The organism is Bacillus sp. AFS031507 (assembly GCF_002584635.1).
In the GTDB taxonomy this organism is placed as follows: domain Bacteria; phylum Bacillota; class Bacilli; order Bacillales; family Cytobacillaceae; genus Neobacillus.
The window spans coordinates 24,073-40,025 of the sequence record NZ_NUOW01000003.1 but is presented as its reverse complement, the minus strand read 5'-3'; the positions used below and the strand labels follow the sequence as shown (position 1 = coordinate 40,025).

Sequence of the window (15,953 nt, the reverse complement as noted above, 5' to 3'; positions counted from 1 at the left end):
AGACAGTAAAATGGAATCTATAGAGATTTACGCAATTGAATAATTTCCATTGCAATTGCAGCAGCTTTACCAAGATCACTTTGTCGCTCTGCTTCTTTTTGTTCCACTTCTTTTTCTTTTATCTTTAACAATTTTTGATAATTCAACACCTGTTTGATATAATCAGTTAATTCTTGATTGCTTAATTCGTCATTTATGGACATCATTTCAATATTAGCAACCATTCTCCTAAGATTATCATCTTGAATATAGGATAAAAATGCACTTGAATCAGGTTGGAAATGATCCTCATAAAATCCTAGCAGATAGGTTATTATTGCCTGATGTTCATCAATATTAAACGTATTTTCTTGTAATAAATCCTGAACTTTATAAGCAACATCTCGATCTTTTAGCATGTGTGCGATTAATCGCCTTTCTGCTGTGTAATGCGCTGGCTTGAGTTCACTTACTTTCTTAGGAATTAAAATAGGTTTATCAACAGGTTGGTTTTTTCCGGTAGTTTTTCTTTTATCAGCGAAGAAAATTTGCTTTTGCTGCTGTTTCAATGCATCTAATGAGAGTGAAAATTCTGCTGCAAGTTGCCGCAAATAATGATCTCTTTCAACTGCTTTATTCAAATTGCTGATTTCTTTAATTATCACTTCGATATATGCAAGCCTATCTCCTTCTAGCTGAAGATTTTTACCTCTGCGAAAGTAAAGAAATTTAAACGCCATCCATGTTAAGCCGGCCGCGATAACCTCATTTCGGAATTTCTCAGGACCGTTCTTTTTAATGTATTCATCGGGGTCCATGCCGTCTGGCATCATCGCTACCTTTATTTGAAAGCCAGCATTGTTAAGATGGTTCCCCGCTCGAAAAGCAGCTTCAATTCCTGCCTTATCTGAATCGTAACAGATGGTTACGGATTGGACACTTTGCCTTAAAAGGGCTATATGTTCATCTGTCAAGGATGTCCCCATTGTGGCAATGCCATTTTCCACACCCGAGCGATCTGCGGAAATTACATCGGCAAATCCCTCAAATAAAACAGCATATTGCAATTTTTTTAAACTTGGCTTCGCATTATGATAATTATATAAAATTTTACTTTTATTAAAGATTGGCGTTTCAGGACTATTTAGATATTTGGGCTCTTCGGCCCCGAGTGATCTGCCTGAAAAAGCAATCGTATTACCATTTCGGTCAAAAATCGGAAACATTATTCGATCCCTAAATCGATCGAAATAAGTCCCATCCCTTTCACGTTTGATAATTAATCCGGCTTTCTCCATCCATTCAGGTGGGAAATCTCTTTTAGATAGAAATTTATAAACAAAATCCCATGAATTTAGGGAATACCCAATTTGAAACTTATCAATCGATTCGCGAGTAAATCCCCTGCTCAGCAGATACTCTAAAGCCTGCCCGCCTTCTTTTGTATTTACAAGCAAGTGATGGTAAAATTTCTGTAACAGCTCATGAGCCCCTAAAAAAGCTTGGTGCTCTTGAGAAACCTTTTTCTCGCCTTGTCCCCCAGATAAATTAATTTCAAGGTCGATATTTACCTTCGAAGCTAGTTTAATGGCAGCTTCCTGAAATGAAATCCCTTCAAGTTCCATTAAAAAAGAAAAAACATTACCGCCAGCGCCACAGCCAAAACAATGGAAAATTTGTTTATCAATTGATACTGAAAATGATGGGGTACTTTCTCCATGGAATGGACATAATCCGAAGTAATTTCGCCCCTGTTTTTTCAGTTGAACATAATCGCTGATTACTTCGACAATATCAACAGCCTGACGAATTTGATTAATCTTTTCTTCGGCAATACGCTCTGCCATGAAAACAACTCCATTTGTACTATCAGGTATTCGGCAGGCAATCTTTAAATTCCTGCAAATTTCGACAAAATTTTTATTAATTTTGTCATAAATTTTGAACGATCTTCAGTTTGGAAGGATTTAGAGCCTCTCCCTTCCCAGCGTCAACATATTTCCAGTCTTCCTATGTAGATTTTTCTTCATTCATATGGAGACGGAGGAAGCAACAAAAAGAACACGGACGCTAAACTTGGATCCTATTTCGACAATCTCTGCCCAGTGGGCATGAATCTGCATCGACATAAATAGTCGGATTGCCTTCTACATTAGTATTAATTCTACATCTCTCCGCATATTCCTTCTTTAACAAATAACTTTTGTAAAAGGATTTATGTCGAATTCTTTTTAGGGGGTCCCCTTGACATCTAACAATAAATAGTTTATTCGTTCACAAGCAAGTCTAAACCTAAAAAGATATATTTTTATCACAATTTTTTATTATAGTACATTTATTATCATTTTACCATAACTTTTTATCATTATTATTCCACTTTCTATCAGAAGAAAACACATAATCAAATGATTATGTGTTAAGGTCTCCCTTTATGAATATAATTTAGGATAACATTTGCTGTTTCTTCAACCGCTTTATTGGTTACATCAATAATGGGACAATTTATTTTCTCCACTACTTTTTCAAAAAAGATTAACTCCGCTTTAATCCGTTCAATATTGGCATAACTTGCCTTATCATTTAATCCTAAGGAAATTAATCGTTCTCGTCTGATATTGTTTAACTTTTCAGGACTTATTTTTAAACCGAAGCATTTTTCGATCGGAACCCTATATAGTTCTTCTGGCGGATCCACTTCAGGTACCAGCGGGACATTAGCAACCTTTAAACGTTTATGGGCTAAGTACTGGGAAAGTGGTGTCTTTGAAGTTCTTGAAACGCCAATTAGGACAATATCTGCTTTTAGGATTCCTCTTGGGTCACGGCCATCATCATATTTTACAGCAAATTCAATTGCTTCTACTTTTTTAAAATAATCCTCATCAAGTTTTCGAACAAGGCCCGGTTCACATAAAGGTGTCTTCCCACTAAAAGCTTGAATCTTGTCCATTATTGGACCAATTAAATCGACTGCCAGAATCCCTTCCTTTTCCGCTCTTTCCTTGATATATGTACGCATTTCAGGTTTGACAAGCGTAAATGCAATCATAGCTTTATCCAGTTTAACAAGTGAAAGAACTTCATCAATATGTTCCTGGTCCTCTACATAGGGAAACCTTTTTAAATTCATTCCTGAGCCATTAAACTGGCTTATTGCTGCTTTGGTAACTAATTCAGCCGTTTCCCCTACTGAATCAGATACAACATAAATAATTGGTACACCCATTCTCCCTACACAACCCCTCTACAAGTTAACTTGTGACTTACTCATCACCCAGTCCAACAAACGCTTTTGTAATGTTTGTTTTCGTTAATCTGCCGATAACCTCATATCCATTTTCTGATTTTCGAACCACTGGCAGGGCATCAATTTGTTTTTCAATTAATTTTTTGGCGATATCGATTAATAAATCGTCCCGTTCACACATAGTTATATTCGGCATTCTAGTCATAATAATATTGACAGGAATGGTGGAAAGCTCTTGTTTACCTATACTTGCTCTAAGCAAATCTTTTCTGGACAATACCCCAACAAGGATGGTATTTTGATCCACTACAAATAATGTTCCCACATCTTCAAGGAACATGGTACAGATCGCATCATATACAGAAATATTTTCATTCACCACAATAGGGATGGATTGATAATCTTTCACATATATTTTTTGTAAATTTTCAGTTAAAAGCTGTGTCCCAGATTTACCCGTATAAAAATAACCCACACGCGGTCTTGCATCTAAAAAGCCAGCCATTGTCAAAATTGCCAGATCCGGCCTCAATGTTGCTCTTGTCAAACTTAATTGATCGGCAATATGCTCTCCGGTAATCGGCCCATTTTCTTTTACAATTTGTAAAATATGTTCTTGCCGTTTGGTCAGTTCGATTGTACACACCACCTTTGTATTACATTATGAAGGGTTACCCACAACCTTCAAATAGTCATACTTTATTAGGAATATTATATACTAAGGAATGTATTAAGAAAACTCGCCAATTGGCGAGTTTTCCATTAAAACGTCATCTTTTCTTGCAAAAAGCTAACAAGATCACTTACTGGAATCCGTTTTTGTTCCATTGTATCACGGTCTCGAACAGTAACCATATTGTCTTCTTTAGAGTCAAAATCATAAGTGATACAAAAAGGTGTACCAATTTCATCATGACGACGATAGCGTTTCCCAATGGAACCTGATTCGTCATAATCCACTGAAAAGTGCTTAGCTAGAGCAGCAAATACTTCTCGTGCTTCTTCAGACAGTTTCTTCGATAATGGAAGGACTGCCGCCTTAAATGGGGCTAGGGCAGGGTGGAAATGCATGACCGTTCTTGATGTACCATCTTCAAGCTGTTCTTCATCATAGGCATCAATTAAGAAGGCTAACGTAACCCGATCCGCTCCTAAGGAAGGTTCAATACAGAATGGGACATACTTTTCATTTGTTTCAGGATCAAGATAATGGAAATCTTCACCGGAATACTCCATATGCTGCTTCAAGTCATAATCTGTTCTTGAAGCGACACCCCAAAGTTCACCCCAGCCAAACGGGAACTTAAATTCAAAATCAGTAGTCGCATTACTATAATGGGATAATTCATCTTCAGAGTGGTCGCGAAGCCTTAAATTTTCTTTGGTAAGACCTAAAGACATTAACCAGTCTTCAGCAAATTGTTTCCAATAATCAAACCATTTTAGTTCTTCACCAGGCTTACAGAAAAATTCAAGTTCCATTTGTTCAAACTCTCTTGTCCTGAATGTAAAATTCCCCGGAGTAATTTCATTTCGGAAACTTTTTCCTATTTGAGCAATTCCAAACGGCATTTTCTTTCTCATCGTACGCTGAACATTTTTAAAGTTAACAAAAATACCTTGGGCCGTTTCAGGGCGAAGGAAAATTTCATTCGTACTTGATTCTGTTACCCCCTGGAAGGTTTTAAACATTAAGTTGAACTGACGGATACCAGTAAAATCATGACTGCCACAGTCCGGGCATGCGATATTGTGTTCTTTAACCAGTTCTTCCATTTTTTCAAATGGTAAGCCGTCGACAATCATTTCAATGCCTTTTTCATCTAGTGCATTTTCAATTAATTTATCCGCGCGATGGCGTGCTTTACAATTTTTACAATCAATCATTGGGTCATTAAAGTTCCCAATATGCCCTGATGCTTCCCAAGTACGAGGATTCATCAGAATACTTGCATCTAAGCCAACATTATAAGGCGACTCTTGAACAAACTTTTTCCACCATGCCTGTTTAATATTGTTTTTAAATTCAACGCCTAGCGGGCCGTAATCCCACGTATTTGCAAGTCCTCCGTAAATCTCTGAACCTGGAAAAATAAATCCTCTGTGCTTTGCATGTGAGACGATTTGTTCCATTGTTACATTCATTGAAATTGCTCCTTTTAATAAATTTGATTCAAACAAAAAAACTCTCGTTCCTATGCTTGTTAAGCATAGGGACGAGAGTTACCCGCGGTTCCACCCTAATTGCTGCAAAAAACAGCCTCTTTAATCGTGTTAATAAACACAAAGATTGCTCAGGAACGCCTTCCTTAGTGCCCTATACCCTAGCTTCCACCACCCTAGGTTCGCTTTTATAGAGATGACTAAGTACTTTTTTCCGTCAATGCAAATATTTTATTAATGAAAATAATAACGAAAACTCCAAACATTGTCAACAGGGTGCTTATAAGAGATTTCTGAATTTATCCATGGAATTAAGAAACTTCTTTGTTTTGAGATGAAGTCCGGAATACTCTTCATAGTAAGAAGTAATAACATTCTTAAGTTCAGCCTTTGTATCTTCTTTAACAGAAATATTTCCTAACCTAGAAAGATCAAAATAATAAAATAGCCTTAATAATTTAATCGTACTCGGCGTTAATTTGAAATGGTACGGATCTTTATCCAGACAACGATGACAGATAAGCCCACCTTCACGAATGGAAAAAGAAAAATGTCCGTCTGTACTGCCGCAAACGGAACATTGATTTAAGATTGGGTTTAATCCCAACACATTTAACATTTTCATCTCATAGATATTCATGAGAATATCTGGGTCATAGCCCTCATTCAAATAATTTAATGTTTGATAGAGCAATTCAAAATGAAAAGGGTTTGGTTTTTTTTCTTCCGTGCATTTATCGGTTAACTCGACAATATAACTAGCATAGGCAGTTAAAAAAATGTCTTCACCAATCGATCTTAATGATGTAGCAGTTTCACCCTGCTGCATGCTTCCTAAACCAGATCCTCTAGTAATTAGAAAATAACCATGTGTAAAAAGTTGTGTAATAGAGGAAAGGCGGCTGTTTGGCTTTTTTGCACCACGAGCCATGACTCCAATCTTTCCCCATTCCCTTGTATATATTGTTACTATTTTATTTGTTTCACTATAATCTGTTGTTCTAATAACGATGCCTTCACACTTCTGAAGCATTATTGTCACCTTCTAAAGTAGCACGAAGGCAAACTTATGAAACGGGAAAATCGATTTGTGCTAGCTCATCATTCAGATTTCCGGGTATTTCTTGGTTTTCCTTCTCAAGTTCTTTAATGAGAAGATATGTGTCAATATTACCTGTTTGGAGGAATACTTTCCACGTAAAATCCATCATCGAAAACCCCACCTTTCATATTTAGACTAGCTTTCATTCGGTCCCAAACCTTACAATTATCATAGCCTGCCAGCGCAAAAATCATAAGACGAAATATTTGTTAATGTTGTCCATGCATAATTTGAAATAATCGGTAATATTTTAGTTAGGGTTATTAGAAAAGCGGAAGCGCCTTGGTCGGCCATTATTAATCAATATTCATCCTCATTGAAGCCATAATCTCGAAGCTGGGACATCTTATTGCGCCAATCTTTTTGAACTTTTACCCATAGCTCTAAATAAACTTTTGACCCTAAAAGATTTTCAATATCAACTCGTGCACGCTTGCCTATTTCTTTTAACATGCTGCCTTGCTTACCAATAATAATTCCTTTTTGTGAATCACGTTCGACAATTACGGTTGCCATGACATCAATAATTTCTTTACCCTCTCTCCGCTCCATTTTGTCAAGAACCACAGCTAAAGAGTGGGGAATTTCCTCTCGTGTTAAGTGGAGAGCTTTTTCCCTTATTAACTCGGTAATTATAAACCGTTCTGGGTGATCTGTGACCTGGTCTGCTGGATAGTATTGTGGTCCCTCCGGCAAGAAGGACTTAATCTGTCCTAACAATTGCTCCACATTGTTTCCTTCAAGCGCTGATATTGGGACAATTTCTTTAAATGGGTATTTTTCTTTATATGATTCAATAATCGGCAATAATTTATCAGGATGGACTTGATCAATTTTATTAATTACAAGAAAGATTGGCGTATTTACTGTTTGAAATTTTTCAAGAATAAATTCTTCACCACGTCCAAATCCTTCTTCAGCATTTACCATAAATAAAATCAAATCAACTTCTTTTAGCGTATTTACAGCAACCTTCATCATAAAATCGCCTAATTTGTGCTTGGGTTTATGGATACCTGGTGTATCTATAAAAATCATCTGGGCATCATTTACTGTTAACACACCTTGGATTTTATTACGAGTTGTTTGTGCTTTATCACTCATTATGGCAATTTTTTGGCCAATCACGCGATTAAGAAACGTGGATTTACCTACATTCGGCCGGCCAATAATCGAAATAAAACCTGACTTGTATCCTTTTCTTCCGTTGTCATTATTCAGCATAAAGATCCTCCTGTATGAAGGAACTTGCTTTTTTTGTTTCTTTAATTAGTTGATCGATGTTCACTAGTGTTCTTCCCTTCCAGCAGGAATCTGCTGTTTCTTTATTTTACCTCAAAATTGATTGAAAATCATTAGGTTGAAGTAAAAAATTTATAAAAATTAGAATTTTCTCATAAATCAGCAAGTCTTATTAATTTTGCTGATAAGTTATTTTACCTAATCCAGTATCTCATTTCAAATGATGGTAAATAAACTCTAATTTAGCTTAATTTTTTAAAGCCTTTGTAGGTAGGGTAAAAATATTAATAGGCCAATTACAACCGATAGGACGGCATAAACTAACACCGCTCCTGCTGCCAAATCCTTCGCTTGTTTTGCTAATGGATGATACTCTTTTGTAACTAGATCGACAACTCGTTCGATTGCGGTATTGGCTAATTCTAATGCAAACATTCCCGCAATAGCAAAAAGGACGAATATCCATTCAGTCTTTGTAATGGAAAAATAATAAGAGACGAGTAAAACAAGAATGGAGCAAAAGAAATGGAACCGCATATTTTTCTCAGACTTCAGGGCCACTAAAATCCCGGCGATTGCATTTGAAAATGTACCCAACCATGACTGCTGTGGTCGTTTATCGTTTGAGTCCATACTCGTCTAATATTTCCTTTTGCAATGTGAACATTTCTTTTTCCTCTTCATCGGTCATATGATCATAACCAAGAAGATGAAGGAAACCATGTACAGCTAGAAAACCAAGCTCACGTATAAAAGAATGCCCATATTCTTCTGCTTGCTCGATTGCTTTTGGTATAGAGATAATAATATCCCCCAAGACACGAGGCATATCAACCCCTACCAGCTCTACCTCACCTTCCCCAAGCTCTTCCATTGCAAACGAAATAACATCCGTAGGCTTGTCTTTATCGCGGTATTCCCTGTTGATCTCCTGTATTCTATCATTTGAAACAAATGTTACTGAAACTTCGCTATGCTCTTCAACATCCTGTTTTCTAGCCGCAAAGGTAAGGATCCTTTCGATTTCAAGCATTTGTTCTTCTGTTAGTTTTTCCGTTTCGTCGATACAATCTATTAGTAATGTCATGCTTGCTTCACCTTCTTTATCATTTCTGGATATTCAATTCTGGAGTGAAAAATCCCCTTTAAGGTCTCACATAAAGCTTCAGATACGGTTTCAATTTCTCTCATTGTGATATCACATTCATTTAATTGTCCATCTTGGAGACGATCAGCAACGATTTTTTTAACCAGTGATTCTATTAATTCAGGCGTAGGCTGGGATAATGAGCGGACTGCCGCCTCGACGCTATCTGCAATACCAACCACCGCAGACTCTTTTGTTTTTGCCTTTGGACCAGGATAGCGATAATCCTCTTCCTTTACTTCAGGTTCACCTTGGGTTGCCTTATGATAAAAGAATTTTAGCAAGGTTGTCCCGTGATGCTGTTCAGCGATATCGATAATTTCTTTTGGCATATGGTACTTCTTTAATATATTAGAGCCATCTGTTACATGGGCAATAATAATGTTTGCACTTTTATCTGGCGGCAGACGATCATGAGGATTTTCTAGATGCATCTGATTCTCGATATAAAAATTCGGACGTCGTGTTTTTCCAATATCATGGTAATAGCTGCCCACTCTTGCTAAAAGTCCATTTGCACCGATTGCTTCACATGCAGATTCCGCTAGATTAGCAACCATCACACTATGATGATATGTACCTGGTGCTTCCATTAATATTTTTCTTAATAGTGGATGGTTTGGATTGGATAGTTCAATCAGCCTCATCGTCGACAGAATTCCAAAACTCGCCTCAAAAAAAGGCAGTAATCCAATCGTTAACACAGCAGAACCTATACCAGAAACAAGAGCAGTGGTTAAATAATATCCATACTCCATACCAGAAAATTGTCCATTTGGAAGAAACATTAACGCTAAAATAGACAAAATATTTACCATTGCCGCAAACGAACCAGCCTGCAAGATTTTTGAACGCTGGTTTTGGTTACTAAGAAACAAAATTCCTGCTAAGGCACTGAATAGGATGTAAATCCCCTCTGAAAAATTTAGTGTCCCTGTAATTCCCTCGTTAAATAAAATACTTCCGCATACCGCCATAATAATCGACATAAGAATGGCAAGCTTTTCATCAATCAAGATCTTAATTAACATTCCCCCTAAAGCTGCAGGGAAAAGATAGCCAATTCCGGCAAAATTAAAAATTTGCAGCATGCTGATTATTTTCATTATAAAGATTGAAAGTATGAAAACAATCCCATACAACAACAAGTCTGTCTGTCTCTTTTCTGGAATTGATTTTATTTGGTAAAAATAAAAATAGATTGAAGACAGAATAATGGTTATCAATACCATTAATCCAATAAAAGGCTTAAAGGATCTCTCATTATCAAGAAGGCCGACTAATTTTAACTGCCTATAAATATCCTGGTTGATTAATTCTCCTTCTTCAACAATAATTTGCCCCTGAAGAATTTTGGCTGGCTCCACACTTTCTACCGCTTGCTGTCGCAGCTCTTCTGTTGCATTGGGATCATAAAATTCATTTTGAATAACAGCATACCTGCCGAGTTCAATGACACCATTTCTTAAATTATCATTTAAAGTTGTATATTTTAATTCTTCCTCCACTCTTTTTTTGGCATTCTCTACTTCATCAGCAGAAATCCGTTGGGCCATAACATTGTTAATCGCAGTAACAGTTAAATCCTTTGCGATCGATAATTCATCATTACTAGCTTGGACTAAGGCCGTAAAAACCTGGTCAGAAAGTCCCTTTGCTACATTCGATGTTAATTTTGCCTTTAATCTGATCACTTTTTCAGAATCACTAGGTTCCGTTTTTGCTGGTTTTTCTTCTGGGGCCAGTTCTTCAAACTTCTTGATTTCTGCATTTATTTCATCATTCACTTCTGTAACCGCTTGAAAAATGGAGCTAATTAAATCGACCCGATTTTGCGTATACTCTTTTTTTAAGGCATACACATCCTGTACTTGGTCAAGAGCATCCCTACGCTTATTTTCAGTACTTTTCTTATCCTCCACTGTTCCAGGGGAACGGATGGTTTTTTCTGCTACTGAAAACAAGCTTAAATCCAACTTTTCAGGTTTTACATTACTATACATCGCTGCAAATAATACGGTACCTAACATGATAAAAAAGAGAACTAGAAAAAAAGTGATATCTAGCAGTTTGCGTATCCGTATGAAGTATTGCTGTAGTTTACCCAACTAAATCCCTCCAACCACGGCCCATGAAAATGATTTTATATTAAAAAAATCATTTCTCAAAAATTGTCATATTTTCACTGTTCCTGCTTTATGTAAAATGATAACAGTTTTTCGAAGAAGTTTCATCTTCTTTAGAAGATGATTAGTTTGAAGTTCACTTTTCCATACAAAAAAGAGGTAAACCACAAATAGTTTACCCCTCTTGATTCGCTTTGTTCTCGTATGCCTCAATAATTCTGCCAACAAGCGGATGACGAACCACGTCAGTTGTTTCTAAAAAGACAAAGGAAATGCCCTTTACATTTTTTAAAATTCCTTCGGCTGCAATTAATCCTGATTTTGCACCTTTTGGCAAATCGATCTGTGTTTGATCACCCGTAATGACCATTTTTGACCCAAAGCCAAGTCTTGTCAAAAACATTTTCATTTGTGCATGGGTTGTGTTTTGGGCCTCATCAAGTATAACAAAAGCATCATCTAATGTTCGACCTCTCATATAGGCGAGCGGAGCAATTTCAATGGTTCCTCGTTCAATTAACCTTTGAGTATGTTCAGCCCCAAGCACATCATGGAGAGCATCATATAGTGGTCGCAGATATGGGTCTACCTTTTCTTTTAAATCACCTGGAAGAAACCCAAGACTCTCGCCTGCCTCAACAGCTGGCCTTGTTAAAAGTATTTTATTCACTTGCCCATTTTTGAGAGCTCCCACGGCCATGACAACAGCAAGATATGTTTTCCCTGTTCCGGCAGGGCCAATCCCAAATACAAGATCTGTTTTTTTAATTGCTGTTACATATTCTCTTTGTCCAAGCGTCTTGATCCGAATCGTTTTACCTTTAACATTCTTGCCAATTTCTTCTTCATATAAATTCACAAAATATTCAAGTGTCCCAGCGTTCGCCATTTGGACCGCGTATAGGACGTCTCTTTGACTAATATTAATTCCCTTTCGAATCACAATCATTAATTTATTTAGTATTTGTCCGGCCAGATTTACCTTTTCCTCATCACCTGATAAACTGACAGCTTCACCCCGAGTAATGATTGTAACATCAAGCTCTTGTTCAATAATTTTTAAATTGGTATCAGAATTCCCTAGCAAACTAATTGCTTCTGCAGGATTTTCAAGTTGTACATTTATGGAAGTTAACTTTTCTGTCATTCACTAGTCTCCTTGGAAATCGGTTGTCCGACTGCAATATTTTCTATTACCTTAAAATGAATATCCAGTATAACTTTACCATTTTTAATTGCTTTGTGTAAAATTTTTTCATCTTTTATCATAGCATCTTCATCTAACCGACCTTTTATTTGTTTTTTTGCCAGCTCAATTGCAATTTGTTGGGCCTCTGTATTTGAATAGGTACGCTGAATTTCTTCCCGCTCGCGAAGGGTTTTGTTGAGATAAGAAATTGGCAATTCCCACTTTAAGAAATGAATTTTATGAACATTCATTTCGGTTTCATATTTCAAGAATTCAGGCTTACCAAAGCCCCAAACAGGGAGTTCGAAATCCCCCAGTAAAATAAAATGTTTTTCCTTTTCTTTGCCATTATATACTTTAAAGTTGGTTACTAACGGGAGCTCCACATGACTTTTATACCACGTTTCACCCCAAACCTCACCTTTGGCCGCAACCAATTCCGAAGTACCTTCTTGTCCAAATTCACCTGAAACGAGTAATTGCCCCGGCTCCACATGATCATTAATTTCTACCATTTTTTGGCCATTTTCAATATACATATTTACGATTATCGCTTTCTTTTTTGCGATAAGGTTCCTCGGTGATAAATGCTCTGGCTTTTTTGGCTCATTTTTCTCGACAACTTGAAGGTGGAAGGTTGTCCCTTTTAATTCCACTCCAACCCATGTTAGATCCCCAACATTATTAGTCAGTTTCCTTTGAATACCTTCCACATTATCTACAAATAATTGCAACTTTCCAATCTTAACACCCATCTTGTCCAATTCTTTACGAATCTGATACTCTGTCGCTGGTTTTGCCCCTTTTATTTCAATCCCCCAAATAACATTGGATAAAACCATTAAGATAAGCATGAAAATTCCTGCCCCCGCTAAAAAGCCACTATTTTTAAGCACTCGCTTAATTAAAAAAGGCACTCCGCTCCTTCGCAGGAAGGAAATGGAGCATTCACTTTTCCTTGCATAATGTCTGATGTTCTTGGCATCTCTAAGTCTCATCTTAAAAGTAATAGTCTCTGTTCCATGACGTTTGACATGCCAAATATGAAGTCCATTCCTGGTAAGTACATTTAAAAAGCGTTCAATACCCTTTCCTGATACTTTAACAGTAACCCTGCCATATAAAAATTCGACCCACTGGTTATTCATTTTGTTCCTCCCGGATTATCATTTAAATAAATGACCTGTTCAATTTTCCCTTCAAGCAGAATTTCTTCAGGTAAAATCGTTTTAATAACAAAGGATTTACCTTTTATTAATAACTGCCCTTGCTTTAATAGCAAACGGAGTTCTTTATCAGTAAACACAAGCAAGCCACGATGGTTCTCAATATATACATGAATTTGCCCAACCATCGTAATGCGGGGTAAATCCATCATGACATCTTGAGGAAGATCCATTTTTTCAGCCATCCAGTTACGGACCCGTTGGCCCCATTTTTTCGCCATAAAAAAAGAACCCCCTTTCATCTCATATTTATGAAATGAAAGGAGGTTCTAGCACACCTTTTTCTATTTAGCTATGTTGATTTACAACTAACCTTTTCTTGGGAAAAAGGGCTTTTTGGAACGCGGCTCACCAAGAATTTCTGACCAAACCATACCATTAATGAGCGTTTTTTCATCTGGATAAAGAGAAATGATGCTTCCTTCCTCTTGCCCGGATTTAACTTCTACCTTCTCGACCTTTGGCTGGGCTATTGACATTCCAATTCGTTTAACCTCAGACTCTTGTTTCAACTGCTGGTATTTAATTTCGAGCTTTTCGAGATTTTCCAGTGGAATTTCCGATTGTATATTCTTTGATTTTAAAGTGCTGGTTGTTGGAATTTCATCATAATTGAGTTGCTTTTTAACTAGTGTCCGAATTTCTTCAAAAGTATCCCTTGAAAAAGTCCTATTGCGAGATTGACCTGTCTTACCTTTTGCCTTACGGAAAATGACAGAGACAATACCCATGACAATCAAAAATATTAAGGTTTCCAAAAATCACCACCCCTTTATTGTCCGTCTTTTTTGTCTCCCGTTATCTTACCAATTGAACCTCTCATTTCAGTATCTGCTGAAATATTTTTAAAGTTCATATAATCCATTACACCAATATTTCCTGATTTGAGCGCTTGAGCCATTGCAAGAGGAACCTCCGCCTCCGCTTCCACGACCTTTGCCCTCATTTCCTGGACCTTAGCTTTCATTTCTTGTTCTAACGCCACAGCCATTGCCCTGCGCTCTTCAGCTTTCGCTTGGGCAATTTTCTTATCCGCTTCAGCTTGTTCGGTTTGTAGTTCAGCTCCAATGTTTTTACCGATATCCACATCAGCAATATCAATCGATAGGATTTCAAAAGCTGTTCCGGCATCTAGTCCCTTCGAAAGAACCGTTTGCGAGATTAAATCTGGATTCTCGAGCACCTTGCTATGACTATCCGATGAACCGATCGTGGAAACAACCCCTTCACCGACACGAGCAACCACGGTTTCTTCCCCAGCACCACCGACAAGACGCTCAATGTTAGCTCGAACGGTAATTCTCGCTTTGGCCTTTACTTCGATACCATTCATAGCGACCCCGGCAATAAATGGAGTTTCAATTACTTTCGGATTAACACTCATTTGTACCGCTTCTAAAACATCACGCCCTGCTAGGTCAATGGCAGCGCAGCGTTCAAACGATAATTCAATATTTGCCCGATGTGCAGCAATTAGAGCATTGACTACTCTGTCAACATTCCCGCCGGCAAGATAATGACTTTCCAGTTGATTGGTGGTAACGTTTAAACCAGCTTTATGGGCTTTTATGAGTGGATTAACCACTCTGCTTGGCGTTACCCTTCTAAGCCTCATCCCAACTAACGTAAAGATACTAATACGGACTCCTGCCGCAAGCGCAGAGATCCAGAGCATGACTGGTACAAAGGATAATAAGATCCCAAATAAGATTAAAGCGACAACGACAACTGCAATGATAAAAATCGTTCCACTACCTACAATCATTTTTTAACCCCCTTCTTTTATTCTAATTCTCTTACAACAATACGTGCTCCTTCAACCTTTATGACTTTAACGATAGCATTCTGCTCGATAAAGCCTCCTTCGGTTACCGCATCAATTCTTTCGTTGTTAATAATAACGGTTCCTGCTGGGCGTAAAATGGTCAAGGCAATCCCTTCCATTCCCAACAGATCGGTACGATTAATATTAGAAACATATCCATCTTCTTTTCTTGCTGAATCAAAAAGAACCATTTTATTAAATAAAACAAGCTTTTTATCAAAAATTTTAATCATCATAAAGAAAACTAGGACAGATAAGAAAATCGCAATTAAGATGGAAACCCCGATTTGGATGGTGTCCGCTCCTGCTAAAAAAAGACTTAAAATTAAAGCGGCAACACCAAGTGTGCCAGAAATAGCTCCAGGTAAAAAGAACTCCAAGAAAATCAGCAGTAATCCTGCCACAAATAATAGTAAAGTACCATAGCCTGCAAGTCCTGCTTGAAAATGCCCATAAAAGAATAAAATGAGCGCAAACACACCAATAAATCCTGCCACACCAAACTTTGATGAAAAAAGCTCTAATACAATACCGATTCCCGCAATCGATAATAGAACGGTTACAACAATCGGGTCAGTAAGAAATTCAATCATTCGAAGGCCCCCTTTCTTTCTTTAGCTTCGACAATTAATAATACGTATGAAAATCAATTAAGTTTCATTATTAAAAATGATGCTTTGTTAAACTTGGCTGTTAATTTCCGCTCC

The 15,953-nt window shown here is 37.3% G+C and carries 16 protein-coding genes and 1 other annotated feature; all 16 genes read right to left on the bottom strand.

The window, feature by feature from the left end; all coding sequences use genetic code 11:
• Positions 1–17: 17 nt before the first annotated feature.
• On the bottom strand, positions 18–1,826 hold the full coding sequence (gene dnaG / locus COE25_RS03975; protein ID WP_098931395.1) for a DNA primase: 1,809 nt from the start codon (positions 1,824–1,826) through the stop codon (positions 18–20).
• A 569-nt stretch (positions 1,827–2,395) separates the two neighbouring features.
• Positions 2,396–3,205 (bottom strand): pyruvate, water dikinase regulatory protein, encoded by an 810-nt coding sequence (locus COE25_RS03970; RefSeq protein ID WP_098931393.1) that lies wholly within the window; start codon positions 3,203–3,205, stop codon positions 2,396–2,398.
• Between the two features lie 37 nt (positions 3,206–3,242).
• Positions 3,243–3,872, bottom strand: a complete 630-nt coding sequence (gene ccpN / locus COE25_RS03965) for a transcriptional regulator CcpN (protein ID WP_179195921.1) — start codon at positions 3,870–3,872, stop codon at positions 3,243–3,245.
• A gap of 116 nt (positions 3,873–3,988) precedes the next feature.
• A complete protein-coding gene (locus COE25_RS03960; RefSeq protein WP_088089015.1) occupies positions 3,989–5,371 on the bottom strand; it encodes a glycine--tRNA ligase in 1,383 nt (460 codons plus the stop codon).
• A gap of 64 nt (positions 5,372–5,435) precedes the next feature.
• Positions 5,436–5,619, bottom strand: a binding site (T-box leader).
• Positions 5,620–5,669: 50 nt separating this feature from the next.
• Positions 5,670–6,422 (bottom strand): DNA repair protein RecO, encoded by a 753-nt coding sequence (gene recO / locus COE25_RS03955; RefSeq protein ID WP_098931391.1) that lies wholly within the window; start codon positions 6,420–6,422, stop codon positions 5,670–5,672.
• 34 nt (positions 6,423–6,456) lie between these two features.
• Positions 6,457–6,600, bottom strand: coding sequence for a YqzL family protein (locus COE25_RS03950; RefSeq protein ID WP_066257674.1), 144 nt, complete (start codon positions 6,598–6,600; stop codon positions 6,457–6,459).
• Positions 6,601–6,791: 191 nt separating this feature from the next.
• Positions 6,792–7,715 (bottom strand): GTPase Era, encoded by a 924-nt coding sequence (gene era, locus COE25_RS03945; protein WP_088089017.1) that lies wholly within the window; start codon positions 7,713–7,715, stop codon positions 6,792–6,794.
• A 273-nt stretch (positions 7,716–7,988) separates the two neighbouring features.
• Entirely contained in the window at positions 7,989–8,366 is a 378-nt protein-coding gene (locus COE25_RS03940; protein ID WP_088089018.1) for a diacylglycerol kinase family protein, read from the bottom strand.
• Positions 8,350–8,820: an rRNA maturation RNase YbeY gene (ybeY, locus tag COE25_RS03935; RefSeq protein ID WP_088089019.1), complete on the bottom strand. Its 471-nt coding sequence runs from the start codon at positions 8,818–8,820 to the stop codon at positions 8,350–8,352. Before ybeY ends, COE25_RS03940 begins: the two co-directional genes overlap by 17 nt.
• Positions 8,817–10,988, bottom strand: coding sequence for an HD family phosphohydrolase (locus COE25_RS03930; RefSeq protein ID WP_088089020.1), 2,172 nt, complete (start codon positions 10,986–10,988; stop codon positions 8,817–8,819). Before COE25_RS03930 ends, ybeY begins: the two co-directional genes overlap by 4 nt.
• A 193-nt stretch (positions 10,989–11,181) precedes the next feature.
• Positions 11,182–12,153 (bottom strand): PhoH family protein, encoded by a 972-nt coding sequence (locus COE25_RS03925; RefSeq protein ID WP_098931388.1) that lies wholly within the window; start codon positions 12,151–12,153, stop codon positions 11,182–11,184.
• Positions 12,150–13,343: a sporulation protein YqfD gene (gene yqfD / locus COE25_RS03920; protein ID WP_098931386.1), complete on the bottom strand. Its 1,194-nt coding sequence runs from the start codon at positions 13,341–13,343 to the stop codon at positions 12,150–12,152. The genes COE25_RS03925 and yqfD overlap by 4 nt, the downstream gene beginning before the upstream one ends.
• On the bottom strand, positions 13,340–13,642 hold the full coding sequence (gene yqfC, locus COE25_RS03915) for a sporulation protein YqfC (RefSeq protein ID WP_098931384.1): 303 nt from the start codon (positions 13,640–13,642) through the stop codon (positions 13,340–13,342). Before yqfC ends, yqfD begins: the two co-directional genes overlap by 4 nt.
• Positions 13,643–13,729: 87 nt before the next feature.
• The gene (locus tag COE25_RS03910; RefSeq protein ID WP_098931382.1) at positions 13,730–14,179 is read right to left on the bottom strand and encodes a hypothetical protein; all 450 of its coding nucleotides are present in this window, start codon (positions 14,177–14,179) and stop codon (positions 13,730–13,732) included.
• 14 nt (positions 14,180–14,193) lie between these two features.
• A complete protein-coding gene (floA, locus tag COE25_RS03905) occupies positions 14,194–15,186 on the bottom strand; it encodes a flotillin-like protein FloA (RefSeq protein WP_168245118.1) in 993 nt (330 codons plus the stop codon).
• Between the two features lie 17 nt (positions 15,187–15,203).
• Positions 15,204–15,839, bottom strand: coding sequence for an NfeD family protein (locus COE25_RS03900; RefSeq protein WP_088089025.1), 636 nt, complete (start codon positions 15,837–15,839; stop codon positions 15,204–15,206).
• Positions 15,840–15,953 lie beyond the last annotated feature (114 nt).